Below are 22,569 nucleotides of genomic sequence, written 5' to 3' on the forward strand. Positions count from 1 at the left end.
AGTGACCGGGGTGAACAGGTGCAGCCAACGCATCTGCAGCGTGAAAGACGACGGGAAATTAGCCGTCGATACCTTTGCTGCGCAGGTAATCTTCGTAGTTACCGGTGAAGTCCACCACGCGCTCTGGCGTAATTTCGATCACGCGGGTCGCCAGGGAGCTGACGAACTCACGGTCGTGAGAGACGAAGATCAGGGTGCCCTGATACATCTCCAGCGCCATGTTCAGCGATTCGATAGATTCCATATCCAGGTGGTTAGTCGGTTCGTCCATCACCAGAATGTTCGGTTTTTCCATCATCAGCTTGCCGAACAGCATGCGGCCTTTTTCACCACCGGAGAGCACTTTGGCGGGCTTTTTGATGTCGTCCTGGCTGAACAGCAGACGCCCCAGAATGCTGCGCACCGCCTGCTCGTCGTCACCTTCCTGCTTCCACTGGCTCATCCAGTCGAAGACGGTCAGGTCATTTTCGAACTCGTATTCGTGGTCCTGCGCGTAGTAACCAATCTGCGCGTTTTCAGACCACTTCACGGTGCCGTTGTCCGGCTGCAGTTCACCCACCAGGGTTTTCAGCAGGGTAGATTTACCCACGCCGTTGGCGCCCAGAATGGCAATCTTCTCACCCACTTCCAGCAGCAGGTTGAAGTTTTTAAACAGCGGGCCTTCATCGAAGCCTTTGGTAAGGGCTTCCACTTCCAGGGCGTTACGGAACAGTTTCTTGTCCTGCTCGAAGCGGATGAACGGGTTCTGACGGCTTGAGGCTTTAACCTCTTCCAGCTTGATTTTGTCGATCTGACGGGCACGCGATGTTGCCTGACGGGATTTAGAGGCGTTGGCGCTGAAGCGGCTGACGAAGGACTGCAGGTCCGCAATCTGCGCTTTCTTCTTGGCGTTGTCGGCAAGCAGACGTTCACGCGCCTGGGTGGCTGCCGTCATGTACTCGTCGTAGTTGCCCGGATATACGCGCAGCTCACCGTAGTCCAGATCCGCCATGTGCGTACAGACCATGTTCAGGAAGTGACGGTCGTGCGAGATGATGATCATGGTGCTGTCGCGGTCGTTCAGCGTCTGCTCCAGCCAGCGGATGGTGTCGATATCCAGGTTGTTCGTTGGTTCGTCGAGCAGCAGGATGTCCGGGTTAGAGAACAGCGCCTGCGCCAGCAGCACGCGCAGCTTCCAGCCTGGCGCGACTTCGCTCATCGGGCCGTAATGTTGTTCAACCGGAATACCGACGCCCAGCAGCAGTTCGCCCGCACGCGCTTCCGCAGAGTAGCCGTCCATTTCGCCGTACTGCGTTTCCAGATCGGCCACTTTATAGCCGTCTTCTTCGCTCATTTCGGCGAGACCGTAGATACGATCGCGCTCCTGCTTCACTTCCCACAGCTCCGCGTGCCCCATGATCACGGTGTCGAGCACGGTGAACTCTTCGAAGGCGAACTGATCCTGACGCAGCTTACCGATACGCTCGTTCGGATCGAGCGACACGTTGCCCAGCGTCGGCTCTAAATCGCCGCCGAGGATCTTCATAAAGGTGGATTTTCCGCTACCGTTGGCACCAATCAGGCCGTAACGGTTGCCGCCGCCAAATTTGACGGAAATGTTTTCGAACAGCGGCTTACTGCCAAACTGCATAGTGACGTTGCTGGTAACTAACACGGAGAGATTCCTGCGAAAAGTGTGATAAACACGGCATTATGCCACAATTCCGAATTGAGATCCCGTGTTGCGGCAATCCACTAAACTTTAACAAAATCGAAAAAAATGTGATTTCGTACACATCTGAATTCCCTGTTAGCGGGAATGCACATATAATGCGCTCCCATCACAGATTCAGACTTATCAACTCATCGCCTGAATGGCTTAGATACCTCGCACAACATGAACATGAAATTAACAACGCTTTTTGCGGCGGCGTTAGCCGTAGTAGGTTTTTGTAAGACCGCGTCTGCGGTGACGTATCCCCTGCCGACAGACGGAAGCCGTCTGGTGGGTCAAAACCAGGTGGTGACGGTGCCTGAGGGTAACTCTCAGCCGCTGGAGTATTTCGCCGCGCAGTACCAGCTGGGCCTGTCCAACATGCTGGAAGCGAACCCGGGCGTTGACCCGTATCTGCCAAAAGCAGGTACCGTGCTGAATATTCCTCAGCAGCTGATCCTGCCGGATACCGTTCATGAAGGCATCGTGATTAACAGCGCCGAAATGCGTCTGTATTACTACCCGAAAGGCACCAACACCGTTATCGTGCTGCCAATCGGTATCGGCCAGTTGGGTAAAGACACCCCGCTGAACTGGACCACCAAAGTAGAGCGTAAGAAAGCAGGCCCAACCTGGACGCCGACGGCAAAAATGCACGCGGAATACATCGCTGCGGGCGAGCCGCTGCCCGCCGTTGTGCCAGCCGGCCCGGATAACCCGATGGGCCTGTACGCGCTGTACATTGGTCGTCTGTACGCCATCCACGGCACCAACGCCAACTTCGGTATCGGCCTGCGCGTGAGCCACGGCTGCGTGCGCCTGCGTAACGACGACATCAAGTTCCTGTTCGAAAACGTGCCGGTCGGTACGCGCGTGCAGTTCATCAACGAACCGGTGAAAGCGACGTCTGAGCCAGACGGCAGCCGCTACATCGAAGTGCACAACCCGCTCTCCACCAGCGAAGACCAGATCAACAACAACGAGATCGTGCCGATTACGCTGAACAGCGCGGTGCAGTCAGTGACCTCTCAGCCAGACGTGGAAACCACCATCGTCGACCAGGCGATTCAGAACCGTTCCGGTATGCCGGTGCGTCTGAACTAATTACGCGCATCAAAAAAGCGGGCCTCGAGGCCCGCTTTTTTTTATCCGTTATTCACTATCACAATCCCGCCGTGGTCGTAGCGATAGTGGCAGTGGGCATACTCCAGCGGCGTGCCATCTTCCAGATAAATGACCTGCTCCACCTCCAGCACCGGATCGGTTTCCTCACAGACCAGATGCTCTCTGTCCAGCGCGCTGGGCTTTAGCGCCCGCACGACCCGGTATGACCCCATAATTTTCAGCCCCAGGGTTTCCTGAACGTACTGAAACACTGACCCTTCAAGGTGGTTTTTCGTCAGGCCCGGCACCAGATTCATCGGCATCACCGTGGAATCCAGCGACATCGGTTCGCCGTTCAGTAAACGCAGGCGAATGAAGTCGTAGATCGGCGCATCGGCGTTAATCATCAGCGACGCCTGCTCTTTTTCGTTCGGGAAGCGCAGTTCGAAATGCACCACCTGGCTCGTGACCGTACCCAGATGCGCCCAGGTTTTGGTCGCGCCAAAGTAGTCGCTGCCGGAGAGATCCCACTGCGAGAGCTGGAGGAAGTTTTTGCGGATGAACGTCCCCTGCCCCTGGCGGGTGTAGACCAGCCCTTCGACGATCAGCTGGCGCATCGCCTGCTGAATAGTCATCCGGCTGGTACTGAACTCCGCCGCCAGTGCAAACTGATCCGGCAGGGGTTCGTTGGCGGCGTACTGCTGGCTGATAATGCGTTTCTTAATTTCCCGCGCTATGGTGATGTACTTCGCCGCCATCGTCCTTCCTTTCTGTTAGTTTTCTATCCCGCTGTTTTTCAAGGCCACTCGCTCGGCAATTTTGAGGAAAGGCAGGTAGAAGAATACACCAAATACGATGATTGCCAACTGGACCACCACGGCGCGCCAGTCCCCCGCCGTCGCCAGCCAGGCGCTGAGGATCGGCGGCGTGGTCCAGGGGATCATCACCACGCAGCGGGACATTAACCCCAGCGTGGTGCAGAGCCAGGCGAAGTAAATGCCGATGGCGGGCAGCAGCACAAACGGGATCATCAGCGGCAGGTTAAAGACGATCGGCAGGCCGAAAATCACCGGCTCGTTGATATTAAACAGGCCCGGTGCCAGCGACAGACGCGCCACCTGCTTCGCCGATTGTTGCCGCGAGAAGATAAAGATGGCGATCAGCAGCGAGATCGTGCTGCCCGTACCGCCCACCATGCCAAACGTCGGCACAAAGATGTTGTTGATGATGTGCGGGATGGGCTGTCCGTTGGCGAAGGCCAGCATGTTCTCGTTGGTGTTAATCAGTAGAAACGGCTCCAGCACCACGCTGTTGACCACCGACTGATGAATGCCGAGCGTGAACAGGAAGTTGCCGAAGCTGTAGATGAAAATCGTCCCCGGCAGGCTGGTGTTGATCAGCCGCAGCGGCTGCTGGATAAAGGTCGTGATGAGATGGATCAGATCCGTATGCAGCACGTTTGCCAGCAGCGCCGCCAGCACGGCGAACACCGACAAGGTAAGAATGGTTGGGATCAGCGCGGTAAAGGATTTGCTCACCGCCGGGGGTACGTTTTCCCCCAGCGAAATGTGCAGCGCCTTCAGCCGCGAAATGGCGATGAACAGCTCGGTGGAGAGCAGGCCAATCAGCACCCCGGCGAAAATCCCGGTGGAGCCGATATTGGCGAACGTCAGCACCTGCGTCACGCTGACCGCAGCGTCGCTGCCAACGGGCGTAACCTGTAAGCGCATCGGCATCATGATGATAAAGCTGCTGACGGCGATAACCACTGCCGAGACCGGATTGTCGAAATCTTTGTTGCGCGCCAGCGACCAGGCAATCATCGGCGCCAGCAGCAGCGCGGCGATGTTCAGCGTGCCGTTAATAATCGCCTCGCCCCACACCTTAAACTGTGTGAGCGTGTCGCCCTCAAAAATCCACGGGAACACCACGTTGTTCACCAGCACCGCCAGACCGGCGAGGATGAAAATCGGCATCACCGTGGCGAAGGCGTCGCGCAGGGATCGCAGGTGCACCTGGTTTGCCAGGCGCGCCGAGAACTCAACAAATTTATCGACAAAGGACTGCATGTGCGGTGTGATTTTTGTTTCAGACATAGCGGAGTGTTCCCATCAATCAGTCACAAAAACGGCCCGGCAGCGTACGGCTTACATCTCGCGTCCGTTGGTATGGATAACCTGTTTTAACCACGCGTAGCTCTTCTTCGGCACGCGCTTAAGGTCTTTCAGGTCATGATTCTCGCGGTTGACGTAGACCACGCCGTAGCGCTTACGCATGTCACCCTGAGAGCTGAGAATGTCAATTAACCCCCAGCCGAGATAGCCAATGACCTCTGCGCCATCCTCGAACATGGCTTCCTTCATGGCCTCGATATGCGCCCGGTGGTAGTCGATGCGGTAGGTGTCCTCAATCGGGTTAACCCCGTCCCAGGACTCAATCACCCCAATACCGTTTTCAATCGGGAAGACCGGCATGCGCCAGTCGTTGGCATAACGCGTGATGATGGTGCGAAAACCGAGCGGGTCAATCTGCCAGTTCCACTCGGTGGCTTTCAGGTAGGGGTTATTTTTCTCACCGTGCAGCAGGTAATAGTTGACCGGCGTGCCTTCCGGGATCGCATCGCTGTCCAGCGTTTTGCTGGCATAGTAGCTGAAGGCCATAAAGTCGTTTTTCGTGCGGGCAAACAGAGCGAGATCGTCGGCGCGATAGATATCACCGAAGCCCTCCTGCTCTACCACCGCCATCACCGCCGGGCTGTAGCCCTGGCCTGCAAAGACGCGCAGCAGGTTCTGGTTGAGGAATTCGTCATACTGCTGGGCGCAGAAGATATCGCGCGGCTTGCAGGTGGCCGGATAGATCAGCTGGTGCGCCAGCATGCCGCCCATTAGCTGGCCTGGCTTAGTCTGGTGCAGGTATTCGGTCAGCGACATGTGCGCCATCATCGCATGGTGCTGAAGCTCATACAGCTCGCGCAGGGTTTTCTCGCCTTTCATATAGCCGGAAATGCGGAACGCTTCCGGCATATGGAAGATGTTCTGCTCGTTAAAGGTCAGCCAGTACTTTACCCGGTCGCCGAAGCAGTCGATCATCTTTTTGCCGTAGCGGATAAAAGCCTCCACCACGCGGCGATCGTTGAAGCCGTTGTACTCCTGCGCCAGCGCCAGCGGCATGTCGAAGTGGTAGAGGCAGACCATCGGCTCGATGCCGCGGGCGATGAGATCGTCAATAAAGCGGTCGTAAAAGGCGATGCCCTCGTCGTTGAACGCGCCGTCGCCCTGCGGGCAGACGCGGCTCCAGGAGATCTGGAAGCGGTAGCAGTTCATGCCCAGATCCTGCATCAGGTCGAAATCTTCCCGGTAGCGGTGGTAGGAGTCGGTGGCCACTTTCCAGTCGGAGATGTTTTCTCCAGCTTCGCGAATGTCGTACACCGACATCCCCTTTCCGCCCTCATTCCAGGCCCCTTCCGTCTGCATGCTCGACACCGAGTTGCCCCATAAGAAGTTGGCTGGCAGTGATTGATTCATGGTTGCCTCCTATATGACTAGTCATTTAAATGATATGACTAGTCATATAGTCGGAGATGAAATTTCGATCAAAGGGGAGGAACGATTTTTGTGAGATGGGTTTGAATAATGACGAGGGATGTCTTGCGAACTGCGCCCTGGCAGCAAGTCCTATTGCTGCCAGACGTAAATGAGTCTGCGCAATTCAGGGAAAAGATACCGAACCGCCGAACTCCATATAGATTTTTGCCAGATTATTTAACTGGTTAAAGCGATTTTCATACAGTGCCAGTTCAGCCTGACGGCGTTTCTCCTGAGCATCAAGCCAGAAAGAAATTCGCACCGCGCCCTGGCGATAGCGAACTTCGTTTAGCCTCTCTGATTTTTTCGCCAGTTCCAGGCCTTCACGTAGAAGCGTCTCCTGTTCCAGGAGTTGATGACGCAAAGCAAGCGCATCTTCTATGCTACTCATCGCCTTGTAAAGTTCCTGTTTAAACTCCAGAACCCGTTGCTCGTAGTCGTTGCGGGCAATCTTCACGTCCATGCCCCTTTCTCTCCATTCCAGGAACGGCAGGGTCAGGTTTGCTCCAACAGAGCCTACAGGATTTTCCAGGAAGGCCATAAGGCTGCTGCTGCTGGTGCCAAGCGAGCCGGTCAGACTAAACGCTGGATAAAATGCAGTACGCTGTACATCAACGGTGGCCAATGCTTCCCGTACCCGCCACTCTTTAGCGCTGATATCGGGTCGATGCCGCAGCACGTTGACCGGGATCTTTCCACTGACCTGCGGCAGTGGTCCCATTGGTAACGCTTTCGGTTCGACTATCGCGCTGCCCGGCGCGGTTCCAAGCAAAACGGCTTGCTGATTGAGCGCCTGTAAACGTTCATTCTTCAACGCCGCCAGCCTGTTTTCCTGCGAAAGCACGCCCTGCTGAGCATCCACAACATCCAGAGAGGAGGCACCGCCCGCGGCATAACGCGCGTTAGCCAGGCGCAGCGTCTCTTTTGCATAGTTGATGCTTTGTTGCAGGACAGACAGCTGCTGGTTAATAAAGCCTAAGCGCCAGTAATTATTACTGGCATTTGAAAGCAGCGTCAGGCGTGCAGAACGCAGATCCTCTTCCGAGGCAAAACGTGCCCACGCCTTCGCATCGCGCTGCCGCGCTATTTTGCCCCACAGATCCAGCTCATAGCTGGTATTAATACTGGCAACGCTGCCCCTGCTCCAGTTGGCTGAGCTGTTCAGCTGTTTTTTACCGTCAAGCGCGAGCGAACCTTTTAGTCCCGGATCGTTTGTGATGCCAATCCGCTCTTCTTCCAGGCGGGCGCGATAAACACGCAATACTGCTCCAGCGACATCGTTATTGCGCACCATCACCTGCCGCAGCCAGCCGTCGAGGTCTGGATCGTTAAAGGCCTGCCAGTCGAACGGCATCCTCTCCTCCGCAGCATCCGCCTGATACCAGTTGGCAGGGTATTTCACCTCAGGAGGCTGATAGTCGCTTTTCAGAGAGTCGGCGCAGCCAGCACTAAGCAGGACAGCAAGGCATACCGTTAAAGGGGATAATATTTTCATGGGTTACTCGCTGGCCAGTGAAACGACCGGATCCATCCTTGCTGCCTTGCGGGCAGGGAGATAACCAAAGATCATGCCGATTAAAGTTGAGCAGAAGAATGCGGCAGCAGCGGCCTGCCACGAATAAATGGCGGTGAAAATGCCCCCTGCCAGCGCGGTGAACAGCCCTCCGGCGGCATACGACAGTGCAATACCTAACACTCCGCCTATTAGACATACCAGCACAGCCTCAATCATAAACTGCTGCATGATATCGCCCTGACGCGCACCGACCGCCATTCGTACGCCAATCTCATGGGTCCGTTCCGTGACCGACACCAGCATGATATTCATCACCCCAATGCTGCCGATCATCAGCGAGATGCAGGCCACCATCAGAATCAGGATGCTAAAGGTCATTGAGGTCCGTTCGATTGATTGTCGAATCTGCTCGAAATTATAAAGCTGGAAGTCTTTCACGCCGTGGCGTTGAGTGAGAAGCTGAGAAATAGCGCTGACCGCTGCCTCGTTGGCAACATCATCCTTAAGCCTTACGCTGATGCTGGTCAACACCGGTTTTCCTGTCATTCGATACATCACCGTGCTGTAAGGCATCCAGACGTTAATGCGATTAGGCGCATAGCTTCGGCTGTTCCCTTTGGCGATGCCGACAACCCGTGCAGGCACGGAACCCAGAAAAACGATTTGCCCAAGTGCCTTGAGTCCCGCATCGTCAAATAACGCCTTGCGGGCGTTTTCATCAATGATGACTTCCTGCGAGGCATTTCGATCGTCCTGGAAAGTTGATCCCTGCAACAGTTCAATACCGTTTACGCGAAAATGATCGCGCCCAACGCCATTGATCGTGGCGGTAGCGGATTTACCCAGAAAGCGAATGTTGTCGGAAGCGTTAACTTCGGGGCTGACGCTGTCAACAAACCCCTGCTTTGCTAATGCTTCGGCGTCTGCCGGGACCAGTGTACGAATGGCTTCAGTGCTGTCGTCAAAGAAATCCCTTCCCGGGTAGATGCTCACCACGTTGGTTCCAAGCTCCTTGATATTATCAAGGGTTCGCTGTTTCGCGCCTTCTCCCAGTGCCACCACCGTAACAACCGCGGCGATACCAAAAATAATGCCCGTCATGGTTAACGTCGTGCGCAGGCGATGCGCATTCATCGCTTTTAACGCCATGTGCAGGGATTCACGGGTACGGTCAACAATACTTTGCCACCAGCTTTGCTGAACGCTGTCAGGTCGTTTAAGGGCAACCCCGGAGGTAACACGACTGCCGGTATCAGAAATAATTTCACCGTCACGCAGCTCAATAATACGGTTAGCATGCTGCGCTACCTTCATATCATGTGTCACCATAACCACGGTATGGCCACGCTGATTCAGTTCACTGAGTATTGACAGTACCTCCTGACCGGACTGCGTATCCAGCGCGCCGGTGGGTTCATCCGCCAGAATGATTTCACCGCCGTTAATCAGCGAGCGGGCAATACTCACACGCTGCTGCTGGCCGCCTGAAAGCTCTCCCGGCTTATGATGTTCACGACCTTCCAGCCCGAGTCTTCCAAGCAATGTCGCCGCGCGCAGACGGCGCTTTTCGCGCTCACTGTTGGCATAAATCGCCGGAATTTCAACGTTACTTAACGCGCTCAGGTCGGGCATTAAATGATAACGCTGGAAGATAAAACCGATGTGCTCACGGCGGATCCTTGCCAGATCGTCAGGTGAAAGCTGGGCGGCATTTTGACCGCTGATAAAGTAATCGCCACAATCAGGGACATCGAGACAGCCCATAATATTCATCAGGGTTGACTTACCGGAACCGGAGGCGCCGATGATCGCGACCATCTCCCCAGCAGCGATAGTCAAATCAATCCCTTTAAGCACGGTGAGATCCTGTCCACCGTTCCTGTAAGTGCGGCTGATGCCCTTGAGTTCTATGATATTACTCAAGATACAAACCCTTCCCCGGGCGCTTTTTCACCCGGCTGCGATAACACAACATGTTCCCCGACTTTTACACCGTCCAGGATCTGGATATCCACACTGTTAGTAATGCCGGTTTTGACCTCACGGGTTTCCAGCCGGTTATCACTGGTCAATATCTGCACCTGCTGTTTGTTGCCACTCACCTTGTGCACAGCCTGAATCGGCACCAGTAACGTATTTTTAGCTTCTCCAGCCAGCAAGGTCACCTGTGCTGTCATGGCAATTCGCAGCCGATTTTCTGGATTGGGGACATCCAGCAGCGCGTTGTAGTACACCGAAGCATTTGACGTGCCTGACCCTGAGGCTGAGCTACTGCTGGCAAGGCTATCATCTTTCATAACCGACTCAGGTGCCAGTTCAACGGTACGTAACGTGGCGTCATAATGCTTATCCGGCTCAGAGAAAATGGTGAATCTGGCTTTCTGTCCCGGTGAAATTCGCGTGATATCCGCCTCAGAGATCTGGGCTTTAATTGTCATCACGTCCAGACGTGCGAGTTTGATAATGGTCGGCGCACTTTGGCTGGAGTTAACCGTTTGGCCCTGTTGGGTGACAACGGCAATAACAATGCCGTCCATGGGAGCAACAACTTTTGTATAACCCAAATCGACCTTTTTCTTGTCGACATCAATTTGCGCCTGGACGAGTTTGGCGTTCAGTGCCGATAGCTCAGCGCGGGTACTGGCCAGCGTGGTTTCAGCCGTTTCGAAATCTTCTCTCGAGCTGGCATCCTCATTTAACATCTGGCGCTGGCGCTTAAAACGCAATGAGGCTTGCTTCAACTGCGCCTGCTTAGCCTGAAGGTCCGCTTTTACCACGTTGAGAGCAGCTTCTGCGTTGCGTAAATCATTCCGCTGCGGCACGTCATCAATTTCAGCGATGAGCTGCCCTTTAGTGACACGATCGCCTAACTTCACCTTCAGCGACTTAACCTGGCCAGAAACCTGTGCCCCAACGTTGACCCGCTCAATCGCATCAATTCGACCGGTAGCAAGTACGGCGTTTTCAATATCGCCGATGCGTACTGGAGCGGTAACATACTCAGGAACCTCGGGGCTTCTCAGGAAGAAGAACAAGGCGATGCTAAAAATAATTAGCAGAGCCGCAGCACAGGTCATTACGCGTCGGGGAGGGAATTTTGTTAACATTACGCAGGTTTTCCATAACGATAAACAGCAGTGAATCAGGCATCATAGTAACATCGCCAGTATTTACGGGAGGTAAACCCGCGCTATTTGGTGAAGTAGCGTCATCGTAGACCCCCGCCATCAATTACACAGAATCACCAGGTCCGCCTGTAAACCGCCGCAAGCGTGGGATTTTGTGCCTAAATCCACAGAGTCCCCTTTTGCTGAGCCCCACCTGCGATTTTTCCCATAATCGATTCATTGTGCATTAAGTGCTTAATTATAGTTGCAACTCACATATGATAATAGTAATTATTATCATTAGCATTTGCACTGATGGTTTATCTGGCAAGGTATACAGAGGTCTCAGGAAACAAGCCTCTCCAGGTTTGTTGAACGGTCTCACACTCAACAAATGCATCTGAACACCGCGGCGTGGCAGCACGACGCCGCCTGGGCTGTTCAAAAGGACAACGGCGCGTAAGCGTTAATGGAAGCCGGGACAAGGAATTCCCGATTCACCAGCCTACGTCACGGAATAGTCAGCGACAGGACCGTTCGTAAGGCTGATGAAACTCAAAAAGGACGCAGCGTCTGTCAAAGCAGGCTTAACGAAAATTAACGTCCTGCTGCTGGCATATGACTGCGTCGACTTCCTGATTTAGTTCGTCAAGCGGAGAGGGATTTTCTCATGCGTATTTTGTTTGTAGGCCCGCCTCTCTATGGGCTGCTGTATCCTGTGCTGTCTCTGGCACAGGCGTTTCGCGTTAACGGCCATGAAGTGCTGATCGCCAGCGGAGGAAAATTCGCCCAAAAAGCGGCAGAAGCAGGGCTGGTGGTATTTGACGCCGCACCCGGTTTTGATTCTGAAGCTGACTATCGCCGCCGCGAGGCACAGCGAAAAGAAAGCAACATCGGCACAAAAATGGGCAACTTCTCATTCTTCAGCGAAGAGATGGCCGACCACCTGGTGGAGTTTGCCGGACACTGGCGGCCCGATCTCATCATCTACCCGCCGCTCGGGGTCATCGGGCCTCTGATTGCCGCCAAATACGATATACCGGTCGTAATGCAAACCGTCGGCTTCGGCCATACGCCCTGGCATATCAAAGGCGTAACGCGTTCGCTCGCGGACGCCTATCATCGCCACGGCGTTGGGGCCGCACCGCGCGATATGGCCTGGATCGACGTAACACCACCGAGCATGAGCATTCTTGAAAACGACGGAGAACCCATTATTCCCATGCAGTACGTCCCGTACAACGGCGGCGCGGTGTGGGAACCGTGGTGGGAGAGGACGCCCGACCGTAAACGTCTGCTGGTGAGTCTCGGTACCGTCAAACCGATGGTCGACGGCCTTGACCTGATCGCCTGGGTGATGGATTCCGCCAGTGAAGTCGATGCCGAGATCATCCTGCATCTTTCGGCCAATGCGCGGTCGGATCTGCGCTCACTGCCCTCAAATGTTCGCCTGGTCGACTGGATACCCATGGGAGCCTTCCTGAACGGCGCAGATGGCTTCATTCATCATGGTGGCGCGGGCAATACCCTGACGGCGCTGCACGCCGGTATTCCACAGATCGTCTTCGGCCAGGGTGCCGATCGCCCGGTAAATGCCCGCGCTGTTGTCGAACGCGGCTGCGGGATCATCCCCGGCGACGACGGCCTGTCGAGCAGCATGATCAATGCTTTCCTCGACAATCGCGCGCTTCGCGACGCCTCTGAAGAGGTAGCGGCGGAAATGGCAGCGCAACCCTGTCCGAGCGAGGTGGCGAAAAGCCTGATCGCGAGGGTACAGAAAGGGTAGCCACTACGCCGTCATGACGATCATACGCCAGCACACATCCAGGAGATACGCCCGTAACAATGCGGGACCGGATCGGGCTGGCGCTTTTTTTTGCACAGCGATCCGACTTGGATCCTATTTTTTACAGACGGAGGAGGCTTAATGCCTGCGACTCACTCTCCCACTCCTGCGCGGTCCTGGATAGTTCGCCTGGCACGCGTGTGCTGGGAACGTAAGAAACTTAGCATCATCGTAGTGGTAGCGTCGGTCTCGACCATTCTGCTGGCCGCGCTGACGCCGTTGCTGACAAGGCAAGCGGTGAACGACGCGCTGGCGGGCAATCCGACTCGTCTGCCGTGGCTGGCCTGCGGGCTATTGCTGATTGCCTTTTTTGATTTCATCGGTAACTACGTGCGCCGCGGTTATGCCGGGGAGCTCTCGCTCTGGGTGCAGCACACCCTGCGAGGACGGGCATTCGACAGTATTCAAAAACTTGACGGCGCAGGCCAGGACGCACTGCGCACCGGGCAGGTGATTTCACGGACCAACAGCGATCTGCAGCAGGTGCATACCCTGCTACAGATGTGCCCGGTGCCGCTGGCGGTGTTCACTTATTACATTGCCGGCATTGCCGTGATGCTGTGGATGTCACCCGCCATGACGCTCATCGTCGTGTGCGTACTGGCATGCCTGGCTATCACTGCGCTGCGCGCGCGTCGCCGGGTCTTCGCGCAAACCGGGCTGGCCTCGGACCGACTGGCAAATCTCACCGAACATATGCGCGAGGTGCTGGCGCAGATCTCAGTGGTAAAATCCTGCGTGGCGGAGCTGCGTGAAACGCGCTGGCTGGATCGCCAGTCGCGGCAGATGGTGCGGGTACGCATCGGCGCGGCCATCTCGCAGGCGATGCCAGGTGCCACCATGCTGGCGCTACCGGTGCTCGGGCAAATCGTCCTGCTGTGCTACGGCGGCTGGTCGGTTATGCACGGTCGCATCGATCTCGGCACCTTCGTGGCGTTTGCCAGCTTCCTCGCGATGCTGACCGGGCCAACCCGTGTACTGGCATCGTTTCTGGTTATCGCCCAGCGCACCCAGGCGTCCGTGGAGCGCGTGTTTGCTCTGATCGACACCCGTTCGCAGATGGAAGACGGGACGGAGGCGGTTAACGGTCAGGTTATCGGGCTGCAACTGGAGAATATGAGCTTCGAGTACCGTGGCGGCAGACGCATCCTCAGCGATGTCTCCTTTTCCCTGCACGCCGGTGAAACGGTGGCGGTAGTGGGCGCATCGGGTTCCGGGAAATCCACGCTGCTGATGCTGCTGGCGCGTTTTTACGATCCCAGCGCCGGAGAGATATGGCTCAACACCAGCGCAGGCCGACAGAACCTCCGCGATCTCAGGCTGGAGGCGCTTCGTCGTCGGGTAGGCGTTGTGTTTGAGGATGCTTTTCTGTTTGCCGGTTCGGTGGCGGAAAATATCGCCTACGGGCACCCTCAGGCAACGGCGGACGACATTCGCCTCGCGGCGAGGGCAGCAGGAGCCAGCGATTTTATCAACGCCCTGCCGAAAGGTTTCGATACCCAATTAACCGAACGCGGTACGAATCTTTCCGGCGGACAGAGGCAGCGAATCGCGCTGGCACGGGCGCTCATTACCGCGCCGGAAGTGTTGATCCTCGATGACACCACCTCGGCGGTCGATGCCGGTACTGAAGCGGAGATCAACACCGCGCTGAGTCGCTATGCTGACGAAAAGCATATGCTGCTGGTGATTGCCCGACGCCGTTCGACGCTTCAGTTAGCCAGCCGGATTGTGGTGCTGGATAAGGGCCGGGTGGTGGACACCGGAACCCAGGCAGAACTTGAAGCGCGCTGTCCGGCGTTCCGCGTGCTGATGACCGGCGACGGCGATTTCCTCACGCCTTCCCACAGTGGGCCTAACGGATTGTGGCCGACCGTACCAGCGGCACAAGACGATGCGGCGCAGACGGGGGATAAAGGCTTTGTCGCCCGTATGACGCGCGTGCCGGAAAATGCAGTACAGCAGGCGCTGGCCGGTAAAGGCCGCAAAGTCACGTCGCTGCTGAAGCCCGTGGCGTGGATGTTCGTCATCGCCGCCCTGCTGATCGCCCTCGATTCGGCGGCAGGCGTCGGGGTACTTATACTGCTGCAGCGCGGCATTGACTCCGGCGTTGCCACAGGCGATATCTCGACTATCGGCCTCTGTGCCCTATTCGCCCTGTGCCTGGTGGCCGTGAGCTGGTGCTGTTATTCACTACAGACAGTCTTCGCCGCCAGAGCGGCAGAGTCAGTCCAGCATACGGTGCGCTTGCGCAGCTTCGGCCATATGCTGCGTCTTGGTCTCCCCTGGCATGAAAAGCATGTCGATTCGCGTCTGACCCGCATGACCGTAGATGTGGACTCTCTCGCCCGCTTTCTGCAAAACGGCCTTGCCGGTGCAGCCACCAGCCTGGTGACAATGTTCGCCATCGCCGCCGCCATGTTCTGGCTCGACCCGCTCCTGGCGCTGACGGCATTAAGCGCGGTGCCAGTGGTCGCACTGGCAACCTGGATTTATCGCCGCCTCAGCTCCCCTGCTTATGCGCAGGCGCGGCTGGAAATAGGCAAAGTCAACAGCACCCTGCAGGAGAAAGTCTCCGGCTTGCGCGTTGTGCAATCGCATGGCCAGCAGGAACAGGAAGCCGCCCGGCTGCGCGCGTTATCGGATCGGTTCCGTGCGACCCGCGTACGTGCGCAAAAATACCTTGCCGTCTATTTCCCGTTCCTGACCTTCTGCACCGAGGCCTCCTATGCCGCCGTTCTTCTGGTGGGTGCATCGCGGGTCGCCGAAGGCGAAATGACCGCCGGGGTGCTGGCGGCTTTCTTCCTGCTGCTGGGGCAATTCTATGGGCCAGTGCAGCAGTTATCAGGAATTGTCGACGCCTGGCAGCAGGCGACGGCCAGCGGCAAACATATCAATGAACTGCTGGCGACCGAAGGCACAGAGAACATCGAGCCCTCTTCCGCACCGCCCGCCACCGGCGCGCTGCATCTTGATGAGGTCACGTTCAGTTATCCCGACAGCCCTGAACCCGCGCTGAACAAACTTACCCTGACAATCCCTGAGGGAAGGGTCGTCGCGGTCGTTGGTCGCAGCGGTGCGGGTAAGTCAACGCTGATTAAGCTGATCGCCGGATTGTATTCCCCCACCCACGGCAGGATCAGCATTGGCGATCGGATAATTGATGATGCCTCGCTTTCCGATTACCGTCGCCAGATTGGGCTGGTCGATCAGGATGTGGCGTTGTTTAGTGGTGATATCGCGGAAAACATTCGTTATTCACGGCCATCCAGTACCAATGACGACGTTGAGATTGCCTCTCAACAGGCAGGGCTGTATGAGACGGTGCGCAATCTGCCGCAGGGATTCCGGACACCGGTGAATAACGGCGGTGCCGATCTGTCCGCAGGTCAGCGCCAGCTGATTGCGCTGGCCCGCGCACAACTGGCGAATGCTCACATCCTGCTGCTCGATGAAGCCACGTCACGCCTGGATCGCACATCCGAAGAGCGATTGATGTCATCGTTAACAGACGTCGCGCACACCGGGAAGCACCTGGCGCTGATTGTGGCGCACCGTCTGACCACCGCGCAGCGCTGCGATCTGATTGCCGTTATCGATAAGGGGCAGCTTGCGGAATACGGCACCCACGAACAGCTGTTAGCGGCCGGCGGCCTCTACACCCGCTTGTGGCATGACAGCGTCGGCAGCTCTGTTCCCCATCGCCAGCACGACATCACGGGGGAAATCGTGGAAGAGTAATTGCGCACGTAAGACATTACAAAACACGCGCTAAAGCGGCTGTTCCCGGAATAGCCGCTTTAGCTATTTATACTGACACCCTTCATATTCAAAGAGAGTGAATGCTGAACATGCAACAACATCCCTCTGCTATCGCCAGGCTGCGCAGCCAGCTGGCAGCAGGCCACATTGCTAACCTTTCTGACTTCTGGCGAGACGCTGAGTCGCTAAATGTACCGCTGGTGACGCCAGTCGACGGAGCGAAAGACGAGCGTGATGTGACATTTCTATGGCGCGCCAGGCACCCTCTACAGGGCGTTTATCTGCGTCTGAATCGGGTGACGGATAAAGAGCACGTGGCGAAAGGGATGATGACCGCCCTTCCCGCGACGGATATCTGGACTCTGACACTGCGTTTACCCGCAAGCTACTGCGGCTCCTATTCGCTGGTGGAAATCCCCCCCGGCACCCCGGCCGAGACGATTGCACAGTCCGGAGGCCGCTTTGCTACCCTCGTCGGGCACGCCGATCCGCTAAACAAAACGCCGGGGATCAACGTTCGGGGAAGCACACAGGAGTCGGTGCTGGCGCTTGATAAAGCCCCCGCCCAGTCCGAATGGCGCGGCGGGTCACCCAGCGGGCAATTGCTTACCTCGGCGCGCACTCTCGCCGGGGAATCGCGCCGGGTTCGGCTCTATCTGCCGGACGTTGATGTTTCGCAGCCCCTCGGCCTGGTGGTACTGCCCGATGGTGAAACCTGGTTCGATCACCTTGGCGTATGCGCGGCAATTGACGCCGCCATAAACAACGGACGCATCGTGCCTGTGGCTGTACTTGGCATCGACAATATCGATGAACACGAGCGAACTGCGATACTCGGCGGGCGCAGCGAGCTGATAAAGGATATCGCCGGCCAGTTGTTGCCGACGATCCGCGCCGAACACCCACAGCGGCGGTGGGCAGACCGTTCGCGCACCGTGCTGGCCGGACAGAGCCTCGGCGGGGTCAGCGCGCTCATGGCCGCTCGTTACGCACCGGAAACGTTCGGGCTGGCGCTCAGCCACTCCCCTTCGATGTGGTGGACGCCAGAGGGTGCCAGCCGGCCAAACGTGTTCAGCGAAACCGATTCGTCATGGGTGAGCGAACATCTGCTTTCTACCCCGCCGCAGGGCGTGCGCATCCGCCTGTGCGTGGGATCGCTGGAAGGTTCGACGGTACCCCACGTTCAGCGGCTGCATCAGCAGTTGCTTACCGCTGGCGTCGACAGCCATTGCGCAATGTATACCGGAGGTCACGATTACGCATGGTGGCGCGGCGCACTGATTGACGGGCTTGGTTTACTCCAGGGTTGACTTGACCCGCGAACACTTTCAGGCAACTGTACAGGCTTCCTGAATAAAGAAAATGTCACCTGCGGAAAAGGAATAAACATCAGATGTATGCCCGCAAGTATCGCCCAACACGCTCACGCAAGGCGCTTGTCACTCTTCTTTCTGGTCTCACCCTTATCTGGAATGCGCACGCTTTCGCAAAGCCGGATATGCAGCCACTGGGGCCGAATATCGCCGATAAAGGCTCTGCGTTTTACCATTTCAGCGTCAACTCGTTCGACTCCGCCGATGGCAGCCGCCATTATCGGGTATGGACGGCCGTGCCAAATAAAGCCGCACCGGCGTCGGGCTACCCGATTTTATATATGCTCGACGGCAACGCAGTTATGGACCGCCTGAACGACGACCTGCTCAAACAGCTGGCAGAAAAATCACCGCCGGTGATTGTGGCTGTCGGGTATCAGACCAACCTCCCCTTCGATCTCAACGGCAGGGCCTACGACTATACGCCAGCAGAAGAAAGCGGCAAAACGGATACCCGCAACGGGCGTTTTAACCGTAAGAGTGGGGGTAGCAACGACTTCCGCCAGTTACTGGAAACGCGTATAGCGCCAAAGGTGGAACAGGGATTGAATATCGATCGGCAGCGTCGCGGCCTGTGGGGGCACTCCTACGGCGGCCTGTTCGTGCTGGATGCATGGCTGTCTTCCCCTTATTTCCGGACGTATTACAGCGCCAGCCCGTCGTTGGGCAGAGGCCATGATGCGCTACTGAGCCGCATCACGGCGGTTGAGCCGTCGCAACACTGCGCCAGGCGCCTGATGATAATGGAAGGTTCGGCGACACCGGGCGATAACCGGGAAACGCATGCTGCCGGAGTGCTGACGAAAATTCATGCCACCCTCGCCACGCTGGAAGATAAAGGCGTCAATGCCGCCTTTTGGGATTTCCCAAACCAGGGACACGGGCCGATGTTCAACGCCTCCTTCCGCGGAGCGCTGTTAGATATCAGTGGTGAAAACGCAGGTAACACAGCAGGCTGTCATTCATTAAGCCGCTAAACACTGCCCGCCTTGATGCGGGCAGTATACCTGTAACACTACGATCAAAATGACGCGGTAACACCGGCATAATAAGCCCGGCCAGGCTCGTTATAGGTATTCGCCCCTTCGGAAGATCGGTAGATCTGTTTATCTAAGATATTGCTGACACCAATGTTAAGACGCAGATTTTTATTAATATCGTAATTGAAGTTCGTCCCCACCAGCGAATAAGCGCCCAGCTCTTTACCTGACAGACCGCCAGTATCTTCACTACGAGTTTCCGAATGAGTACGCGGTTTTTGTCTGCCGTATAACGTCCAGTTGACGCTGGCAGAGAACGCCTGGGTGATGGTCCAGTCAAGCGAGTTATTAATGGTGTATTTCGGGATGATCGACAGCGGGTTACCGGTGTCTTTTTGCTCCGAGGTGATCATCCAGGTGGCATTGGTATTCCAGTTCAGACGATCTTTCACCAGCGGGAACGCCATGCTGGCTTCGATACCGTCCACCAGTGCTTTCCCGCCGTTCTGCCACTGGAGAATATATGCGCCGGAAGCGGTTTGCCCGATAACATTATCGCCGGCCACGATCTTATTCTGGTAGTCATTGCGGAAGTAGGTCACGCTGGCATGGTAATCTTCCCAGGCGAACTCCAGCCCAATTTCTTTATTGATGCTGATTTCCGGATCGAGATCTTTATTACCGATCAGGTAGCAGCCGCCCGATGTAATATCTTTTGGACAACCGTTGCCTTTCGAGTAGAGCAGATAACCTTCGCTGGATTGGTACAGGTTTGGTGCTTTAAAGGTTCTGGCAATCCCCGCTTTGACTTTGAAGTAATCGCCCAATTCCTGCGAGAGGTTCAGGCTGGGGCTGAAGTTACCGCCGGACTCGTTGAGATAATCAAAGCGCAGGCCGGGAATGATATTCGTGCCGGGAACCGGCTCAATATTATCTTCAATATACAGCGCACTGATTTGGGAATGGTTTTTACTGCTGCGATCCGCAGCCGAGCCAGAAATGCCGCCGATATCACTGTCATCCACGGTCAGGCTGGTAGAGGAAGGATCGTCGAGCTCATCTCGGCTCCACTCCGCACCCACGGTCAGCGTTTGATCGACCAGCGCATTCAGCGGAATATTAAGCTCGCCGCTGGTTCGCCAGGAGCTCAGGCGATTGGTCGTGAACTTTTCATCCGCCGAAATACGCCCTTCACCGCCGCCGGATAATCCTTCATTCATGCGGGTGTTATTGGTTTTCTCGTAATAGACACCAAAACGGCTTTGACCCCAGTCCCAGATACCATTATGTGTAATGCCATAATTCTGCCGGTACAGGCGGTTCGTCTCTTCGCCGGATTTCGCCAGGCTTTCAGTGACGGCACTGGAAGAACTGTTTTGCGTATCGCCTGCATAGATATTCCCCTGGCGGCTATATCCGGCTTCGAAATCGATAATTTGCTGCGGATTTAATTTCCACGAGACAACGCCGTTAATATCTTTGTTGCGCACCCCTTCATGCCCGGCCGCGTTTTTCGTACCGGCCGAGGAGTTAATATCCCAGCTGTCGGCATCGGTTTTATTCAGGTTTCCGTACAGGCGCATGGCCAGCGCATCGCCAGCCAGCGGCCCGCTAAGGCTGAAGTTGGCGCGACGCGTAGCGCCTTCGTCGCTGCTTTCCGGCTGGTTGGTGTATAACGACAGCGAACCGTGCCAGTCGTTGGTAGGGCGTTTGGTAATGATGTTCACCACCCCGCCCGCTGCGCCCGAACCGTAGCGTGCCGCCGCAGGGCCGCGGATCACTTCAATACGCTCAACCTGTTCCGGTGGCACCCAGTTGGTGTCGCCGCGGGTATCACGCTCTCCACGCCAGCTATAACGCACGGCGTTGCGCGACGTCACCGGTATACCATCAATTAAAATTAAGGTGTTCTCCGGCCCCATGCCGCGAATGTCGATCTGGCGGTTATTACCACGTGTACCCGAGGCGCTGTTGCCGGTCAGATTGACACCGGGCATTTTGCGAATAATATCGGAGAGATCGTTGACCGGAGGGTTCTTTTTAATATCTTCGCTGGTAATAATCGACACGCCCGGCTGCTGTTTGAGTACCTGCTCAGCGGTGGCTTCCACCACCAGGGTCTCGTCGTTATCATCGGAGGATTTTGCCAGTGATACCTGACTGTTCAACCCTGCCAGGAGCGCAGTGAGCGGCCAGAAGATCTTGATAATTCTCATACCCATTCCCTAATACATGCCTAACGTAAAAGTGATCGATCGTTAAGCTCACATCCTTGCCAGATATTTTAAACTGCCATTATTTTTATAATAAGAATGATAATTAATATCATTTGGAGAGGATTAAGGCAATCCTTAATACACGGATGCGCGCATTAATGAAACGCACGCATTGGCCCGGAGTGATTCTTCCCGGGTACCGCCCTGTGCGTTCGTAAAGCTGGCATACTGAAACAGCGGAAGAAGAGAACAGCCCATTGGTATTTCGTGTAGTGACATAACGTTAATATGTCATTACAAGGGAACGCAGCCCCGGTAAGCGCAAGCGCCACCGGGGAAAGAAAGGTTATTGTTGCGCTAACTGATTGCGACGGTACTCGCCCTGGCGCTCCAGCATCCAGCCAGGATACTCGCGCGGCAGCGCGCTGACCGCATCCAGCTGTTTCAGCTCATCATCGCTCAGCTGAATGCCGGTTGCGGCAATGTTGTCATCCAACTGATCGACCCGTTTCGCCCCGATGATGACGCTGGTCACCGCTTTCTGGTGCAGCAGCCACGCCAGCGCGATTTGCGCCACGGAGGCGCCCTTACTTTCGGCAATCACGCGCATCACGTCCACGCAGTCAAAGGCGCGCTCTTTGTCCACCGGCGGGAAGTCGAACGCCAGACGGCGGCTACCGGCTTCGCTCTGCCCGTCGCGACCATATTTTCCACTCAGCAGGCCGCCCGCCAGCGGGCTCCAGACCATCAGCCCGACGCCTTCGCTCTGCATCATCGGCACCAGTTCGCGCTCAAGGTCACGCCCGGCGATGGTGTAGTACGCCTGCAATGAGGCAAAACGCGCCAGCCCCAGACGCTCAGAGATGCCGAGCGCTTTGGCAATCTGCCATGCCGCCCAGTTCGAGACGCCGATATAGCGCACGTGACCGTGCTGCACAAGATTATCCAGCGCGTAAAGCGTCTCCTCGATGGGGGTCGCGGGGTCGAAACCGTGCAGCTGATAGAGATCGATATGATCGAGCTGCAGGCGGCGCAGGCTCTCCTTCACGCCGCTGATGATGTGATAGCGCGAGCTACCGCGCGAGTTCACCCCCGCTGTGCCGGTTTCACCGAACACCTTGGTGGCAACGACCACGTTTTCGCGCGGAATTTTCAGGTTCTTCAGCGCCTGCCCGGTGATCTCCTCTGAACGCCCTTCCGAGTAGACATCTGCCGTGTCGATAAAATTGATCCCGGCGTCCAGCGCGCGGCCCACCAGCTGCTCGGCGTCGCTTTGCTGAAGCTGACCAATTTTGCCCCACATGCCGCCTTCTCCGCCGAAGGTCATGGTGCCGAGGCACAGTTCAGAAACGAACAGTCCGGTGCTGCCCAGTTTTTGATAATGCATA

Annotated in this window: 14 protein-coding genes; 5 read left to right on the plus strand and 9 right to left on the minus strand. The window is 56.3% G+C overall.

The genetic code is table 11. From position 1 onward, the window contains the following. Window positions 1–58 precede the first annotated feature (58 nt). Window positions 59–1,654, minus strand: coding sequence for an ABC-F family ATPase (locus tag IM313_RS13355; protein ID WP_041910703.1), 1,596 nt, complete (start codon window positions 1,652–1,654; stop codon window positions 59–61). Between the two features lie 222 nt (window positions 1,655–1,876). Between IM313_RS13355 and ldtB the strand changes: the two genes are divergently transcribed. After that, complete coding sequence (gene ldtB, locus IM313_RS13360) at window positions 1,877–2,797, plus strand: L,D-transpeptidase (protein WP_008501186.1); 921 nt, start codon at window positions 1,877–1,879, stop codon at window positions 2,795–2,797. Window positions 2,798–2,838: 41 nt separating this feature from the next. Here ldtB and IM313_RS13365 read toward each other — a convergent pair whose 3' ends face one another. The 6 genes from IM313_RS13365 to IM313_RS13390 form a co-directional block, all read right to left on the minus strand. Further along, window positions 2,839–3,555: a GntR family transcriptional regulator gene (locus IM313_RS13365; RefSeq protein WP_025912880.1), complete on the minus strand. Its 717-nt coding sequence runs from the start codon at window positions 3,553–3,555 to the stop codon at window positions 2,839–2,841. A 15-nt stretch (window positions 3,556–3,570) separates the two neighbouring features. Continuing rightward, a complete protein-coding gene (locus IM313_RS13370; protein WP_048999183.1) occupies window positions 3,571–4,893 on the minus strand; it encodes a PTS sugar transporter subunit IIC in 1,323 nt (440 codons plus the stop codon). A 51-nt stretch (window positions 4,894–4,944) separates the two neighbouring features. Then, window positions 4,945–6,321, minus strand: a complete 1,377-nt coding sequence (locus IM313_RS13375; protein WP_192972087.1) for a glycoside hydrolase family 1 protein — start codon at window positions 6,319–6,321, stop codon at window positions 4,945–4,947. 184 nt (window positions 6,322–6,505) lie between these two features. Then, complete coding sequence (locus IM313_RS13380; protein ID WP_192972088.1) at window positions 6,506–7,876, minus strand: efflux transporter outer membrane subunit; 1,371 nt, start codon at window positions 7,874–7,876, stop codon at window positions 6,506–6,508. A 3-nt stretch (window positions 7,877–7,879) separates the two neighbouring features. Continuing rightward, window positions 7,880–9,820 carry a MacB family efflux pump subunit gene (locus IM313_RS13385; RefSeq protein ID WP_192972089.1) on the minus strand — a complete coding sequence of 647 codons (1,941 nt, stop codon included), beginning with the start codon at window positions 9,818–9,820 and terminating at the stop codon, window positions 7,880–7,882. After that, window positions 9,817–11,004: an efflux RND transporter periplasmic adaptor subunit gene (locus IM313_RS13390; protein ID WP_023303343.1), complete on the minus strand. Its 1,188-nt coding sequence runs from the start codon at window positions 11,002–11,004 to the stop codon at window positions 9,817–9,819. The genes IM313_RS13385 and IM313_RS13390 overlap by 4 nt, the downstream gene beginning before the upstream one ends. 670 nt (window positions 11,005–11,674) lie before the next feature. Between IM313_RS13390 and iroB the strand changes: the two genes are divergently transcribed. From iroB to IM313_RS13410, 4 genes are all read left to right on the plus strand, one after another. Next, entirely contained in the window at window positions 11,675–12,790 is a 1,116-nt protein-coding gene (iroB, locus tag IM313_RS13395) for a salmochelin biosynthesis C-glycosyltransferase IroB (protein WP_017384908.1), read from the plus strand. Window positions 12,791–12,931: 141 nt separating this feature from the next. Then, complete coding sequence (gene iroC, locus IM313_RS13400; RefSeq protein WP_192972090.1) at window positions 12,932–16,591, plus strand: salmochelin/enterobactin export ABC transporter IroC; 3,660 nt, start codon at window positions 12,932–12,934, stop codon at window positions 16,589–16,591. Between the two features lie 101 nt (window positions 16,592–16,692). Beyond that, window positions 16,693–17,922 carry an esterase family protein gene (locus IM313_RS13405; protein ID WP_192972091.1) on the plus strand — a complete coding sequence of 410 codons (1,230 nt, stop codon included), beginning with the start codon at window positions 16,693–16,695 and terminating at the stop codon, window positions 17,920–17,922. An 83-nt stretch (window positions 17,923–18,005) separates the two neighbouring features. Next, a complete protein-coding gene (locus IM313_RS13410) occupies window positions 18,006–18,962 on the plus strand; it encodes an alpha/beta hydrolase (RefSeq protein ID WP_028012457.1) in 957 nt (318 codons plus the stop codon). Between the two features lie 44 nt (window positions 18,963–19,006). Here IM313_RS13410 and iroN read toward each other — a convergent pair whose 3' ends face one another. Together iroN and IM313_RS13420 are read right to left on the minus strand one after the other, a co-directional pair. Next, window positions 19,007–21,181, minus strand: a complete 2,175-nt coding sequence (iroN, locus tag IM313_RS13415; protein ID WP_192972092.1) for a siderophore salmochelin receptor IroN — start codon at window positions 21,179–21,181, stop codon at window positions 19,007–19,009. A gap of 346 nt (window positions 21,182–21,527) precedes the next feature. After that, window positions 21,528–22,568 carry an aldo/keto reductase gene (locus tag IM313_RS13420; protein WP_192972093.1) on the minus strand — a complete coding sequence of 347 codons (1,041 nt, stop codon included), beginning with the start codon at window positions 22,566–22,568 and terminating at the stop codon, window positions 21,528–21,530. Window position 22,569: the final 1 nt, after the last annotated feature.

Origin of the sequence: Enterobacter cloacae complex sp. P2B, from assembly GCF_014895985.1 — a bacterium.
In the GTDB taxonomy this organism is placed as follows: Bacteria; Pseudomonadota; Gammaproteobacteria; order Enterobacterales; family Enterobacteriaceae; genus Enterobacter; species Enterobacter bugandensis.